Annotated in this window: 16 protein-coding genes; 1 reads left to right on the top strand and 15 read right to left on the bottom strand. The window is 36.1% G+C overall.

Annotated features, from left to right (window positions below):
• Positions 1 to 2 precede the first annotated feature (2 nt).
• Together ACODST_RS19745 and ACODST_RS19750 are read right to left on the bottom strand one after the other, a co-directional pair.
• Entirely contained in the window at positions 3 to 350 is a 348-nt protein-coding gene (locus ACODST_RS19745) for a hypothetical protein (protein ID WP_488933806.1), read from the bottom strand.
• On the bottom strand, positions 347 to 1,876 hold the full coding sequence (locus tag ACODST_RS19750) for a carbon-nitrogen hydrolase family protein (protein WP_488933807.1): 1,530 nt from the start codon (positions 1,874 to 1,876) through the stop codon (positions 347 to 349). Before ACODST_RS19750 ends, ACODST_RS19745 begins: the two co-directional genes overlap by 4 nt.
• Before the next feature lie 177 nt (positions 1,877 to 2,053).
• On the opposite strand from ACODST_RS19750, the gene ACODST_RS19755 reads away from it, so the two are divergent.
• Positions 2,054 to 2,380: a single-stranded DNA-binding protein gene (locus ACODST_RS19755; protein ID WP_488933808.1), complete on the top strand. Its 327-nt coding sequence runs from the start codon at positions 2,054 to 2,056 to the stop codon at positions 2,378 to 2,380.
• Between the two features lie 118 nt (positions 2,381 to 2,498).
• On the opposite strand, the gene ACODST_RS19760 is transcribed toward ACODST_RS19755, so the two are convergent.
• The 13 genes from ACODST_RS19760 to metG all read right to left on the bottom strand — a co-directional run bounded on the left by ACODST_RS19760 (position 2,499) and on the right by metG (position 14,992).
• The gene (locus ACODST_RS19760; RefSeq protein ID WP_488933809.1) at positions 2,499 to 3,191 is read right to left on the bottom strand and encodes a DUF2461 domain-containing protein; all 693 of its coding nucleotides are present in this window, start codon (positions 3,189 to 3,191) and stop codon (positions 2,499 to 2,501) included.
• A gap of 86 nt (positions 3,192 to 3,277) precedes the next feature.
• On the bottom strand, positions 3,278 to 3,463 hold the full coding sequence (locus tag ACODST_RS19765; protein ID WP_488933810.1) for a hypothetical protein: 186 nt from the start codon (positions 3,461 to 3,463) through the stop codon (positions 3,278 to 3,280).
• Positions 3,464 to 3,545: 82 nt separating this feature from the next.
• On the bottom strand, positions 3,546 to 4,064 hold the full coding sequence (locus ACODST_RS19770; RefSeq protein WP_179003006.1) for a ferritin: 519 nt from the start codon (positions 4,062 to 4,064) through the stop codon (positions 3,546 to 3,548).
• Positions 4,065 to 4,158: 94 nt separating this feature from the next.
• The gene (locus ACODST_RS19775; protein ID WP_488933811.1) at positions 4,159 to 5,631 is read right to left on the bottom strand and encodes a hypothetical protein; all 1,473 of its coding nucleotides are present in this window, start codon (positions 5,629 to 5,631) and stop codon (positions 4,159 to 4,161) included.
• A gap of 135 nt (positions 5,632 to 5,766) precedes the next feature.
• A complete protein-coding gene (locus tag ACODST_RS19780) occupies positions 5,767 to 6,918 on the bottom strand; it encodes an OmpA family protein (protein WP_488933812.1) in 1,152 nt (383 codons plus the stop codon).
• Positions 6,919 to 7,034: 116 nt separating this feature from the next.
• Positions 7,035 to 7,664, bottom strand: coding sequence for a CatA-like O-acetyltransferase (locus tag ACODST_RS19785; RefSeq protein ID WP_488933813.1), 630 nt, complete (start codon positions 7,662 to 7,664; stop codon positions 7,035 to 7,037).
• Positions 7,664 to 8,371, bottom strand: coding sequence for an HAD family hydrolase (locus ACODST_RS19790; protein ID WP_488933814.1), 708 nt, complete (start codon positions 8,369 to 8,371; stop codon positions 7,664 to 7,666). Before ACODST_RS19790 ends, ACODST_RS19785 begins: the two co-directional genes overlap by 1 nt.
• 294 nt (positions 8,372 to 8,665) lie before the next feature.
• Positions 8,666 to 9,550: a DMT family transporter gene (locus tag ACODST_RS19795; protein WP_488933815.1), complete on the bottom strand. Its 885-nt coding sequence runs from the start codon at positions 9,548 to 9,550 to the stop codon at positions 8,666 to 8,668.
• Between the two features lie 155 nt (positions 9,551 to 9,705).
• Positions 9,706 to 10,239, bottom strand: coding sequence for a hypothetical protein (locus tag ACODST_RS19800; protein ID WP_488933816.1), 534 nt, complete (start codon positions 10,237 to 10,239; stop codon positions 9,706 to 9,708).
• Positions 10,236 to 10,571: a hypothetical protein gene (locus ACODST_RS19805; protein ID WP_488933817.1), complete on the bottom strand. Its 336-nt coding sequence runs from the start codon at positions 10,569 to 10,571 to the stop codon at positions 10,236 to 10,238. Before ACODST_RS19805 ends, ACODST_RS19800 begins: the two co-directional genes overlap by 4 nt.
• A 101-nt stretch (positions 10,572 to 10,672) precedes the next feature.
• On the bottom strand, positions 10,673 to 12,193 hold the full coding sequence (locus ACODST_RS19810) for a flotillin family protein (protein ID WP_488933818.1): 1,521 nt from the start codon (positions 12,191 to 12,193) through the stop codon (positions 10,673 to 10,675).
• Between the two features lie 11 nt (positions 12,194 to 12,204).
• Positions 12,205 to 12,771, bottom strand: a complete 567-nt coding sequence (locus ACODST_RS19815) for a serine protease (RefSeq protein ID WP_488933819.1) — start codon at positions 12,769 to 12,771, stop codon at positions 12,205 to 12,207.
• A gap of 163 nt (positions 12,772 to 12,934) precedes the next feature.
• Positions 12,935 to 14,992, bottom strand: coding sequence for a methionine--tRNA ligase (gene metG, locus ACODST_RS19820; RefSeq protein ID WP_488933820.1), 2,058 nt, complete (start codon positions 14,990 to 14,992; stop codon positions 12,935 to 12,937).
• Between the last annotated feature and the right edge of the window lie 73 nt (positions 14,993 to 15,065).

Here is a 15,065-nt window from a genome sequence, read left to right on the forward strand (position 1 = left end):
ATCTAAATTTCTTTTTTAACAAGCATATAATAATCATTGTCCAAAGACCGATATCCCTGGTCATACAGGAAATAGTAGGTATTGCCTGTTTTGGTGTGCAAGATATTAGTAAAGAAATCAAAATCAAAACCTTTATTAATCATTTTCTCCCTCGTTGCTTTTGATTTTCCATCCACATTAAGCTCTGACAAAATACGGTAATTTTTTCGTAATTTATTATTTACATTACGCATGAAATTAGTACTGTCTTTGTTTATTTTATTGTTGTAGGCATTGCGGCAGCTGTCTGAGCAGAATTTCTTATCTTCCCGGCCTACCAGTTTCTCAGAGCATTCCAGACATGTTCTCATTTGTTAGACTTGTTAATTTGATATAAATCTTTTCTTCTGTCTTTTAGAATTCGGACACTTCCGTGTTCGTGCAGGTTTTTCAGTAAGTTTAGATCGACATCAACAATCAGTGTCATTTCGGTATTTGGGGTGGCTTCGGCTTTAATTCCATTACTTGGAAAAGCAAAATCCGAAGGGGTGAAAACAGATGCCTGAGCATACTGAATGTCCATATTGTTTACTTTTGGCAGGTTGCCTACACAGCCTGCAATAGCCACATAACATTCATTTTCTATAGCTCGTGCCTGTGAGCAGTGTTTGACACGGGTATAAGCATTTTGGGTATCGGTCAGGAAAGGAACAAAAAGGATATTCATTCCCTCGTCGGCAAGTAGTCTTGAAAGTTCAGGGAATTCGACATCATAGCAGATCAGAATTCCGATTTTACCACAGTCGGTATCGTAAGTTTTAAATTCAGATCCGCCTTTCATTCCCCAGTGATGGACTTCATTTGGGGTGATATGAATTTTATAATACATCTCAGAGGTTCCGTCTCTTTTGCATAAAAAACCAACATTGTAAAGGATTCCGTTTTCAAGATGCGGCATACTTCCGGTTATAATGTTGATGTTGTAGGAAATGGCAAATTCCTGAAAACGCTTTCTGATAGGATCTGAATGTCTCGCCAGTTCACGGATGGCCTCGGCTTCGGATAAATGATTGAAATCGGCCATAAGAGGTGCCGTGAAAAGTTCGGGGAATAAAGCAAAGTCACTTCCGTAACCCGAAACGACATCAATAAAAAATTCAGCCTGTTCAAAAAGGGCTTCCACATTGTTGAGCTGACGCATCTGCCATTGAATCAGCCCGAGACGGATAATACTCTTTTCAGAATTAATCAGTTTTGGACTTTCATCATAATAGACATTATTCCATTCGAGTAAAACAGCAAATTCTTTTGATTCTTCATCGCCTTCGAGGTAATTCCTCATAATACGAAGCACATGAAAATCATTGCTTAACTGAAACGAAAGCACCGGATCGTGAAGTTCTTTGTCTTTTACTTTTTCGATATAATTTCTGGGAGAAAGCTTTTTTGCATATTGATTGTAATTGGGAATTCTGCCTGCAAAAACAATGGCTTTTAAGTTTAATTGTTCGCAAAGTTCTTTACGGGCATCATAAAGCCTGCGGCCTAAGCGTAGTCCGCGATAACTCGGGTGTATAAAAACATCAATTCCGTACAGGATTTCACCATCCGGATTATGGGTCGAAAAAGTGTAATCACCTACAATCTGACGGTAATTGTGTCTTTTGTCAACCAGTTTTTCATCAACAATGAGCGATAAAGCAGAACCTACTACGATGCCGTCTACCAGTATTACCAATTGTCCTTCGGGAAATATAGAGAGTAATTTTTTTATGTCGCTTGATCTCCAGTACGAATTGGCCATTTCGGGATAAGATTCGACCATTGAATTTTTCAATTGTTTGTAATCTTCAAATGCCAGGTTTCGTAACTCTACTTTTTTGATTTCTGTCTGCATATATTGTACGATTTATCTCAAATATAGCAAAAATAAAATCCATTTACAAACGCTTACAAATAATTACAACCGAAAGTAAATAGTTTGTAACCGAATATTTTAGACAGACTGATGCAACTTTGCCTTGTTGAATCTGATCAACGAATTTTTTATATGAACATTTAAATAGTATAAGCCATGAATGCAATGAAAAACAGAGTACAGTTAATTGGTAACGCAGGAAACGATCCTGAAATCAAAACTTTAGAAAACGGGAGAAAATTAGCCCACTTTACCATCGCCACAAATGATATCTATAGAAATGATAAAGGCGAAAAAGTAGAACAAACAGAATGGCATCGATTAACTGCCTGGGGAAAAACCGCTGAAATTATCGAGAAGTATGTGGTAAAAGGAAAAGAAGTCGCCATTGAAGGTAAATTGACTCACAGAAGTTATGAGGACAAAAACGGTGAAAAAAAGTATATCACCGAAGTAATTGTAAACGAAATTTTATTGCTTTAACAATCAGTCTTTGATTAGAGCCAGAGAAATCAACAGCAATATCAGGTAATTTTGGTATGGCAGAATAAACCCGACAGTTTTAAAACCTGTCGGGTTTAACTTTTATAAAGAAGTATGTTTATAAAATCGAAACTCCATTACTATCTGTTGTTAATACCTCGCTCATATAATCAAAAAAAGGTCTCATTTTTTTGAAAGTGTCTAAAGCCTGTTCTAAAAATGCCGGGCTCAATACTTCCTCATCTGTAAAACGTTTGATGATTAAAAATTGTTTGTAGCGCAGTAAATCAATGGCTTCATGATTGGCATCAAAACCTTTTGGAGCGGTTTTCAATTGTTCGCCTTGCAGTGTTCCAAAGGTATCTTTGAAAGATTTGGAGTTCAGGATTTCCCGGAAAGCTTCAGAGTTAAATCCAAATTCAGTTCTGATGCGTTTTAAATCAGCTGCATTGGGCCCCCAAAAACCGCCGGCGAAAAAGCTGTTTCCTTTTTCCAGATGAAAATAATAACCGCCTCGTCTTGCCGCCGTAGCACGCGTGTAACTTCCGCCCCAATAATGTTTAAAAGGCGTTTTGTCTTTAGAGAAACGAATGTCCCGATAGATTCTGTAAACGCTTTTTTTACCTGAAGTATTTTCCAGAACATCGGTTTTAGAAAGTTCTTTTAGTAAAGCATCTGCAAAGTTTTGGATGTGTTCTAATTCGGTTAAATATTCAGATTTATGATCGTCAAACCAGGGTTTGTTATTGTTTTCTTTGAGCTGGACCAGAAAGTCAAGGCTTGATTGAGGTATAGTGATGTAGTTTTCCATAATTGAATTTAAAAATCAGAGAGATTGACTGCAATTTAAAACTAAAAAACCCATTAGAGAAATCTAATGGGTTTTTCTATATCTTGTTAAGCCGTTTTTTTGAATAAATCAAACATAGGACAGCGGGAACAGCGCTTTTTTTCGCTCTTTTTATATTTCTCACAGCAAGAAGATTTACAATTTTCCATCTTCTTAATCTTATCAAGGATCTCAGATTTTTTCTTTTTCTTTTTATCCTTTTTCTTCTCCTTGTCTTTTTCTTTCTTGCCCAATTTTCCTCTGTATTATAAAAACAGAGACAAATATAAACGAAAAAAGTAATTTTTAAATATTCTAAATAAACTTTAACTTTTTTTATTTTGGATTGATAGCAATCGAACTCGTAACTGTTAATTGCTGAATATCACGATCAAACAAGTAAAGTCCGCCTTTGTCTTCACCAATTAAATTGATTTTATCCAAAATAGATTTAGCTGTAGCTTCTTCTTCGATTTGTTCAGAAACATACCATTGTAAGAAATTATGGGTTGCATAATCTTTCTCTTCAAAAGTGATGTGTACCAATTCGTTGATCGATTTTGATACAAAAAGTTCATGATTGTAAAGCTCCTCAAACATTTCTTTAAAAGTTGAATAGGTTATTTTAGGTGCTTTTAAATCTGTTACCTGAGCATGACCGCCGCGTTCGTTTACATACTTAACCAATTTAAGCATGTGTGCACGTTCTTCATCTGACTGTGTGTACATAAATTGAGCAATTCCCTCTAATCCTTGTACTTCTGCCCAGCAGGCCATAGAAAGATACGTTTGAGAAGATTCTGCTTCTATGCGGATTTGCTTGTTTAAGGCTGATTCAATATTTTTTGATAGCATAATGATGTCTTTTTTGTAAAATTAAAAAAAATAATCCAAACCATTTTTGGCAAAGCCGGAAAATAGGGTGTATTTGAATTAATTCGCGATAAATTTAATGTGATTTAATTTCCCCAAATACAGCGGGTCTTGAAAAAACAGCTTTATTCATAATTGGATTCCCGCTGTCTTCCCGGATAAAACCATCGGTAAATTTTCGCAGGATGAGTTGTTTTAACGACGCATCATAATAGCTTAAAAGATAATAATCGTTGAGTTTTAATAGGTTTTGAAGTACCACATTTTTATTGGTTCCCAAATAGTAATAAAGGTTATCAATGGCAAGCGGATCTGGCTGTCTGTCGTTTACAAAATTCAGATTAGAGTCCAGTACAGAGTCAAAAAACACCATTTTGGTTTGTGAATAATAAGATGCTCGTCCGCTGTTAAAATCATTAAAAAAATCACCTTGTCCATAATCAAAATTTGTCATAAGATATTCCGCAAATCCGCCAAAGGTGACGTAGTTGTTTTTTTGGTTTTGGAAGACGGAAATACCCGCTCTTAAACCGGATAAGTTTTTAAGAAAACGGGCTGTGTTTTTTAATTCTAAAGGCCTGTCATTGTTGGTCTGGTAAAACAAAGGGGAGGTTTTAAAACGGATGGTATCGTTTTTTGAAACAGAACCGCTTTTTAAGGATGTTCCGGAATCAAAATCTTTTATATCGTATGCAAACTCATCGCTGCCGGTTCTGATTTGGAATAGTCTGCCATTGCTGTAAAAGGAATTGGAGCTTCTGGAATTTTTTTGCAAAACGGGCTGATTAAAGATTTTTTCTTCGACTTCTGAAGTTTCGATATTAAGATCAAAAACCTGCGTTTTTTGTGTGTTATAATCTACTGTTAAAAGAAGGTGATTTCCGTTTAGTACATATATTTTATTTATGCCTGCTGTTTTGTCCAGAGAATTGAAATCATCGGTTTCTATTTTCTGAACAGGATAATTTCGGATCAAAGCATTAAAAGAGTAGTTTTGGCCTCTTTCGTTCTGAAAAGTGAAACCCGAGAAATCAAACATTTTTATTTCGCATTTTCCGTTTTGAAACTGGTATAAAAGCAGGTGCGGCTGTTTTTTTTCTTTTCCCAGCATATAAAAAATATTGTCCTTTTGAAAAGTAGTAATGATATATTCATTCACTTCAGGGAAATCAAAATTTAGAGCCCGGGAAGTTTTTGTCTCTAAAAAATATTTAATGAGTCGTAAGCTTTTAGAGTTTTCGGATTTCCAGTATAACAAGGGATTCCCGTCTTCACTGATACTGTGACCGATTAAGGTTTTATTTTCGGCATAACGGATAGAATCTGTAAATTGAGAAGTGAGGAAAAGTGATTTGCTGTATTTTAAAATAGTGATGTTTTTGTTATCTGCTGCAAAGACTACTATATCATGTGTTTTTGCATCTTCGGCGCTTAAAATTTGACCGTTTACCGAAGGGTTATTTAAATCCAATGGAAAAGAGTTCAGTATTGTCTGACCTGGTAATACTGACTGGCAAAGTAAAAGAAGAAAGAGCAGTGTTTTTTTCATGAGTTTTTACGGGCAAATACTATTCCAAATGTAATGAAATAAACAAACGGATTTGCTGCAGCTGTCCCTGAAAATAAAAAAGCCCAAAAGCAGTTGCTCCCGGGCTTTAGATTTAATCTTTAAAAAAGAGGCAGATTATTTTACAGTGAAAGTAACTCTTCTTGCTAATCTTCTTCCTTCTGCAGGATGTTTTTTGATAGAGGTATCCGCTCCGCCTGCAATAACATTTAATCTTGAAGAAGCAACACCAGCATTTTCAAGAATTCTTTTTACGCTGTTAGCTCTTGCTTTTGATAATTTCGTGTTATAAGCTGCACTTCCTACCTGATCTGCATATCCAATAATATCCAGAGAAGCAGATGGATTTTTTCTTAGGTAAGATAAAATAACATCAATAGCAGCTGTAGAATTTTCTATTGGCGTAGATTTGTTGAATGCAAAATATACATTGTAGTATTTATCATTGATCATATCCTTCACAACATCTCTGTTCGTGTCTTTAGGAGTATTATCGGCTACTACATTGTTATTTACCGGTTTTTCAACAATCACTTGTTTTTCAGGAATTTTGTTCACACGGTTTTCAAGTTCTGCTATTTTGTTTTCAAGAGCAGCAACATCGGCATTTTCTGAAAGCACAGTCCAGTCAGCATGTTTCGTGTTTTTACCTAAATACACATTTAATCCTACAGTTCCGTTAAAAAGGATACCTGCGAATCCGCGGTTATCAATCTTTTTCTGACCGTCAAAAGTAAGATCCTGAGAGGCATTCAGAATAGTTGAGAAATCTCCGGTTAAGGCTACTCTGTTTGATAATCTTACCTGTCCGGTTACACCGGCAATAAAATTACCCATTCTGTCCTTCGCATTTAATTCTTTACTGTCTAAACGGGCAAGTCCAAAACCAGCATGTCCCAGTAAACCAAAAGTATTGGTCCAGGTTTCAAAATTCATAATTCGTCCAAGATTAGCAACCCCTTGTAAATCTACTCGATAGTATTTTGAATCAAAATCGATGGAGTTGCTTTTACCGGTAAAACTGTTGTATCCAAAATCAGCTTTCAAACCAAATTTGTTATTAAACATGTAACGAACTCCTAAATCACCAACCCATGGACTCGGTGTACTGGTAAAATAACCGGAACTCATAGGACGCTGAGGTTTGTTTAAACCAGCACCCAGCTCGATGGACCATTTATTATAATTGTCCGGAGCTTTCGTTTCCGTTTGTGCATTTACATGCATTAGGCATAAAGCAAACGCAAGAGTAATGACAACTTTTTTCATTGTATTTTGAGTTTTAAAATTTTCCCCAAACCAACGATTTATTGTAAGAATTCTAGTCCATTAAAAGTTTTGAAAGTATTAAAATAAGCTTTAATAACGATTTTGGCGATACTAAGTTATTGATTCATCAGTTTTTGAAAAGTATCTACGAATTGTCCAACATGCCATCCGTCCATTAAACCATGATGTACATGAACCGAAAGAGCCATTGTTCGTCTTCCGGAATCGGAAGTCATCATCTTTCCAAACGAAATTTTAGGACAGCTGTCCGGAAAAGTAAAACTTCTGGCATGTGAAAGAGAAGTAAAGTTTAACCACGGAATTGCCGAAAAATGAATCAGGTTATCCTCATCAAAAGATCTTGTAAAAAGTCCTGTTGTATTTTGAATGCGCTCAATTTCGGTTAAAGTATTCTGTTTAAAAGTTTCAAAATCGGGATGATATTCAATGAGAGAAAAGCCAAAAGTACCGTCTTCCCGTCCAATAGTGGCTGAAGCATCGATACGATCGTTAATGAATATTCTGCCTTCTGAAATTCTGTATCTGAAGTTTTCTACAGCGTTTACTGCCGCAAGTGTTTTGTGTAAATAGAAAATAAAAAAAGAAGTATGTAATTCCCTGGCTGTTTGATATGCCTGAGTGCAGTCAATTTCGACCACAGCACCAAAAAACGGTTCTTCCATTTTGCTGAAATGTTCAAAATGCTCTTTTCTGTTCCAGTTTTCTAAGTCTAAAAGTGTTTTCATTATACTAAATTGCGGACTACTTCGGTAATCTTTTCGAAGGAGCTGAAATGTTTGTGTTCTACTTTATGATTAATTTTTTCGTGTTCCCAGGTGGTATGAAACGGAATATGAACGGCGTAACCGCCAATTCCTAAAACCGGAAGAACATCTGATTTTAATGAATTTCCGATCATCAAAAATTCATGTGCCTGAATATCCAGGCGGCCAAGCAGTTTCTGATAATCAATTTCCTGTTTGTCTGACATTACTTCGATATGGTGAAAGTAGTGTCCCAGTCCGGAACGGTGCAGTTTACTGTGCTGGTCTTTTAGATCGCCTTTGGTAGCTACAACCAGTTTGTATTTTCCATGAAGGGCCTGAAGTGTTTCTTCGATGCCGTCCAGCAGTTCGATTGGCTTTTCAAGCAGTTCTTTTCCGTATTGAATAATCTTTTCAATGACTTCAACCGGAATGGTTTTGTTCGAAATATTCATCGCCGCTTCGATCATCGATAAAATATATCCTTTGATTCCGTAACCGTATAAAGGCAGATTGGCAATTTCGATTTTAAATAATTCCTGCGAAATGCCCTGATGTGAAAGATAATCTTCCATCAAAGCACAAAACTTATGTTCGGTTTCCTGGAAATAAGGTTCGTTTACAAACAAAGTATCATCGGCATCAAATGCGATTACTTTAAGGTTTGGTATTTTAGTTTTATGTAACATAAGTTTTTTGTTTCAAGTTTTAGGTTTTCTTTGTTTCAGGTTTTTTAGCCACAGATTATTTGGATTAAAAAGATTTTTTAAAAATATCTGCTAAAATCTGCCAAATCTGCGTGAAATTTCTTTAGCCACCAATTTGACGAATTATATTAATTTTTTAGCCACAGATTATTTGGATTAAAAGGATTTTTTTAAAATAAATCTGCTTAATCTGTCGAATCTGCGGGAGAACTTTTCTAAAATTAACTAATAATCTGTGTCAACCCTTTGAATCTGTATAAAATCCGTGGGCTAACTTTATTTAGAAAAAAAACTTTTCAAAGAAATAGTTTTATCGTAAAAAGTGATTCGGATTCCGAAAAGAAGAATGATTCCACCGAAAACCATCTGTAAAGTTATTTGTTCTTCCAAAAACAACCAAGCCAAAATGGAGGTAATTACAGCCTGACTTAATAAACTTAGCGAAACTCTGGTAGCACGCATGTGTTGTGTCGCATAACTGATCGAAAGCCATGCACACAATTGACAAATTACTGCTTGAAGAACGAGAACAAACCAGCCTGCATTTGAAAATCCAGTAAAAGGTTCGCCTAACGAATAGCAAAGAATTCCTAAATAGATGCTCGAAGCAAATAAACTAATGGTCATAAACGAAAGAACATCGACTTCTGATAATACATTTTTGCTGACCAAAAGATAAATCGAATACAGAATTCCAGATAAAACAGCAAATAGAAATGCTTTATCGAAGTTTAAATCAATAAAAAACTCAAAGCCGACTAAAGTTACCATTCCGAATAAAGCGACTAATGTTCCTGTCCAGAAATTTGTGGCAGGTTTTGCTTTTAGAAAAAAGAAAGAACCAACACCAACCCAAACAGGAGATAAATTGGTCAATAAAGAGGCCTGTGTAGCGCTCGATTCCTGAATGGCGATATTCCAAACCGCAACATCAGAAGAAAACAAAACACCACAAAGCACAGCCAAAAGTGCAAATTTTAGTTTTGGAAGCTTAAAATTTCCGCTGAAAATAACATAAGGCAGTAAAAGTAAAACAGCAAAAAACATTCGGTAAAAAGCAGAAATTAATCCTGGTGTTAAACGTAATTTCACTAATATCGGGAAAATTGAGATGCAAAGGATACCGCAGATTAAAGCTAATCTTGGTTTGGTAAGTTTCATTAAGTGTATTTATTCTTTGATATTTTTTTTCAAAGATAGTTTAGAAAAGGAATATTTTGAAAGCAAAAAGCGTGAATCAATTAAAAACTATAATCGGTTCACGCTTTTTAATTATTTTCAGATTTAAAATGTGTGTTTTTTAAACAATATATTTTTCAAATTTTTGAAAAATCGTTTTTATCATTTTGAATATTTGAATTTACGGTTTTCCAAATTTCTTCAAATTCACCTACATATTCAAGTAATTTTTCTTCAATTATAACTTTCTTATTGTCAAACTGAATTTCCATTTTTCTGTTATCGCCTGTTAACGGATTAAGAGAGATATTTGTTATTAAATCAAAGTTAATTGCGGTTTCACTTGGTTCCAAAGTGTTTTCTGGATAATAAAGATTCGAGTTGGTAATTCGAATAAATTGATCTCTTTTACTTGCTTTATAAATTTTAAACTCTTTAAAAGATTCATATAATAATGCTAAGGCACCAATAAGAAATAAAATAGTAGATACGGGCGGATCTATACAAAAAACTCCTTTTAGAAAGCATATAGTACTTGTATGGGTAATAATTACATAAATACCACCTGATCCGAAAAGTAATCCGACTAGCATTCTAAAAATACTTGATTTTGGACGATAAGAATATTTTAAATCGATTCTAGAATTTACTGGGGCTGGATTTTCTGTCATATTATTTTTTCAATTAGTGCATAAATGATGATAAGGAATATTAATACAGTCCCGATATGCATCCAATGCGGAACCTTTGTTTCGTTATAGATTTCTTGAAAAGAAGCACACAGTTCTTCGTCCATACTGTCATCGATGCCATACGTTTTAATGCAATGTGAGCAAATTGTAGTACCTGATTTTTTGCTTGGAAAAACGGGAATAATATTATAAACAGCTGTATAATTTACTGTTATAAAAATATTGACAGAATTTTCAGTTTTGCAATTCTGACAAATACCCTCAAAGACTTTTTGGGCTAATGTTTTAGTTTTTTTAGTGGATACAACCATGGTTTTTTTGGAAATGTAATTGGTTAAATCTCTATTGAAATGATAAAAAGTGAATCAGTCAGTATCTTAACCGATTCACTTTTTTATTTTAAAATTGATCTTTATTCTTTCGTCTCTTCAACTTGTATGGTTGGAGGAGTCTCTGATGTTGGCATATCTTCACCTTTTAAATAAGTCGGTAGATTTAATCCGGCCATGTTGAATAAATCATTTAACGGCGGCACTGTTTTCATCATTCCGGAAACAAAATTGGCAGTTGAACCATTTTCACCCTGACCATTTCCAGAATCCCAAACCGTGATTTTATCAATCTTGATATTCTTAACAGCTTCAACCTGAGTTTTAACCAATTCAGGAAGTTTCTCCAATAATAAAAGCTGGAATGCTTTGCTTGGATCTCCGCCTGCAGCAGCTACAACATCTTTGTAACCTTCGGCTTGTTTGGTTAAGATTTCAAATAAACCTTTTGCTTCAGCTTCCATTTTAGCGAAAATCGCATCCGCTTCTCCTTTTGCATTTTCCCTGATGGTTTCTGCGGCGGCCTGTGCTTCGATAATCGCTCTTTGTTTGGCAATTTCGGCAGGAACTACAATGTTTGCAATTTGTGTAGAACGTTCTCTTTCAGAACGCGCCAACTCGGCTTTTTGCTCTGCAAGATACGATTCTTCCAATGCTTTTGCCTGTTGTACTTTTTCGGCAGCAATTGCAATACGTAACGATTCTGCTTCTTTTTCTCTACGAATAGCTTCAGAATTCGCAATGGCAATTTTTGCCTCGTTTTCTCCCTGAATCGCAATCGCGTTAGCTTCAGAAGTTTTTACCCTTGTATCTCTTTCAGCTTCAGCTTTACCAATCGTTTCGTCTTTAGCAGCTGTTGCAATACTAATTTCACGGTCTTTTTGAGTAATCGCAATTTTTACGTCACGATCTCTGTGCGTTTCTGCAATTTGAGTATCTTTTTCTCTGTCAGCAAGAGCTTTACCGGTTTCCCCGATTTTTTCCTGCTCAGCCACACTGATTTTAGCTTCGTTGATCGCTTTTGCAGCGGCTTCTTTTCCTAAAGCTTCGATATAACCGGACTCGTCACGAATATCCGTAACGTTTACGTTGATTAATTTTAAACCGATTTTCTTTAATTCACTGTCAACGTTTTTAGAAATGTTGTCCAGGAATTTATCACGGTCGGAGTTGATTTCTTCAATAGTCATCGTTGCGATAACCAGACGTAACTGACCAAATAAAATATCTTTTGCAAGCTCCTGAACCTGTTCTGAAGATAAACCTAATAATCTTTCAGCAGCTGTATTCATACTGTCCGATTCTGTAGAAATGGCAATGGTAAATCGGCAGGGAACATCGACCCTGATGTTCTGACGGCTTAAGGCATTTGTCAGATTGGCTTCGATAGAAAGCGGTTTTAAATCCAGAAATGAGTAATCCTGAATTACCGGCCAGATAAAAGCACCTCCACCGTGTACACATCGTGCTGAGGTTCCGCCAGTGCGCCCGTAGATTACTAAAATTTTATCTGAAGGACAGCGCTTGTACCTTGAGATTAATGCTGAAATGGTTACGAACAGAACGATTGCTGCAACTGCAATCAAAATAATTGGGTTGATCATTATAATTTATGTTATATGGTTTCTACGATTAAGAGGTTGTTGTTTTCTATTTTAACAACTTTTACTGAACTTCCTGACGGAATCCGTTCATTTTCGGTCATGGCTTCGAGTTCATGAAATGCACCGTTTACACTGATCATGATTTTGCCTTTTCCGCTTTTCTTTTCCGGAATGGTGAGATAAACTTCGGCCGTCTTATCAAGTGTATTGGTTATTTTAAAAGAGTTGTCTTCGGCTAGTTTTTGCACTTGTTTGATCACGAAGAAAAACAAAAGCACAAAGAAAACCCCAACCACAAAAGAAGTGATAATAAGAAACACGGGCTTTTCGCCCATAACGGCATAGAAAGAGATTCCTGTCCAGCTGAAACCCAGCAAAAAGTTAATTAAGTTTCTTAATGAGAAAAGCTGAAAATCACCTCCATCGTGAACATCTGCATCAAAATCGGTATCGAAACCGTCTGCCACATCAAGACCCGAAAAGGTAATAACGGTTTGAATAAGAAAAATTAAACTTGTTGGAATCGCGATGTACCAAAAAGATTTAAGCAACGTAGGTAAACTGTCTAATAGCTCCATAATTTTCAGTTTTTCGAATAACTTTTGGCGCTAATATCTTATTTTTTTTGTAAGAAAACTAATTTCGGTTAAAAATCGGTGTTATATAGTTTGTAGAAAGAAAAAACGCAAATCAATTAAAAGAATAATCGATTTGCGTTGTGATTGATATAATGGTAAAACTTTAGTTTACAGTAGCTCCGTTTGGCGCATCGGCATCCGGATTTACGAAAACCAGTTTTCCTTCAGCATTGGAAGTCATTAAAATCATTCCCTGACTTTCAACTTTAGCGATTTCTCTTGGCGCTAAGTTGACTAAAACAGAAACGCGTTTTCCGATGATTTCTTCCGGAGAAAAGCTTTCGGCAATTCCCGAAACAATAGTACGTACATCAATTCCGGTATCTACTTTAAGAGTTAAAAGCTTCTTGGTTTTTGGCGTTTTTTCGGCTTCAAGGATAGTTCCTATACGAATGTCCATTTTAGTAAAATCATCAAACTGAATTACGTCTTTTTGAGGTTCAGCTTGTTTGCTTTCTGCAAGATTTGCGGTTTTTGTCGCTTCCAATTTATCTATTTGTTTTTGTATTTCTGCGTCTTCTATTTTGGCGAAAAGTAATTCGTTCTGCCCGATCTGATGTCCGGACGCTATTAATTCTGAATTATCTGCAACATCAGCCCATTTCAGGCTGCCTTCATTTTTTAGAATTTTCGATAATTTTCCAGCAGTAAACGGTAAGAACGGTTCAGATAAAATGCTCAAAGCAGCAGCGATTTGGGAGGCTACATACAGTTGTGTTTTCACACGCTCCGGATTTTCTTTGATTACTTTCCAGGGCTCTTCGTCTGCTAAATATTTATTTCCTAAACGGGCTACATTCATCAGCTCGCCTAAAGCTTCACGGAATCTGTAACGCTCAATTGAACTTGCAATTACAGCCGGATAGGCTTTTAATTCGGTTAAAGCAGCTTCGTCAACCTCTGTAAATTCATTTGGTACGGGAATTATACCATCGTAGTTTTTGTTAATTAAAACGGCAACACGATTTACGAAGTTTCCAAAAATGTTTACTAATTCATTATTATTTCTTGCCTGGAAATCTTTCCAGGTAAAATCGTTGTCTTTTGTTTCGGGTGCATTTGATGTTAAGGCATAACGTAAAACATCCTGTTTGTCCGGAAACTCTTCCAGATATTCATGCAGCCAGACTGCCCAGTTTTTAGAAGTGGAAAGTTTGTTTCCTTCCAGATTTAAAAACTCATTGGCCGGAACGTTGTCCGGTAAAATATAACTTCCCTCGGCCTTAAGCATAGCCGGGAAAATGATACAGTGAAAAACAATATTGTCTTTCCCGATAAAGTGAACCAGTTTAGTGTCCTGATCTTTCCAATACGGTTCCCATTCTTTTCCTTCACGGGCAGCCCATTCTTTGGTAGAAGAAATATAACCAATAGGCGCATCAAACCAAACATATAGTTTTTTGCCTTCGGCACCTTCAACCGGAACGTCAATTCCCCAATCTAAGTCACGGGTTACGGCACGCGGCTCTAATCCGGCATCGATCCAGGATTTTACCTGTCCATAAACATTCGTTTTCCAGTCGTTTTTGTGGCCTTCCAAAATCCATTCACGTAAAAAAGCATCGTAACGGTTAAGAGGTAAAAACCAGTGTTTCGTTTCTTTTAAAATTGGAGTTTCTCCGGTAATGGTCGATTTTGGATCGATCAGATCAGTTGCATTTAAAGAAGACCCGCATTTTTCGCACTGATCTCCGTATGCTTCGGGATTAGCACATTTTGGACAGGTTCCGATAACGAAACGGTCAGCAAGAAACTGATCCGCTTTTGCATCGTACAACTGTTCGGTAACTTCTTCAATAAAATCTCCTTTATCATACAAAGTCCTGAAGAATTCCGAGGCGGTATCATGATGGATTTTAGCCGAAGTTCTGGAGTAATTGTTGAATGAAATTCCGAAATCGGCAAACGATTTACGAATGATTCCGTCATATTTGTCAATCACTTCCTGCGGTGTAACTCCTTCTTTTTTGGCTTTCATCGAAATGGCAACTCCATGTTCATCGCTTCCGCAGATAAAGGCAACATCTTTTCCCTGCAGACGCAGGTATCTCGAATAGATATCGGCAGGCACATAAACGCCTGCTAAGTGCCCAATATGAATAGGGCCGTTAGTGTAAGGCAATGCAGCTGTAATAGTATATCTTTTTGGATTTTGTATCATATTTCAATTTTATTGAGTGCAAAAATAAGCAATAGAATTGAGATTTCGTTATTCCCCAGAGATTCGCTAAGAT

Source organism: Flavobacterium sp. FG19, assembly GCF_057809475.1.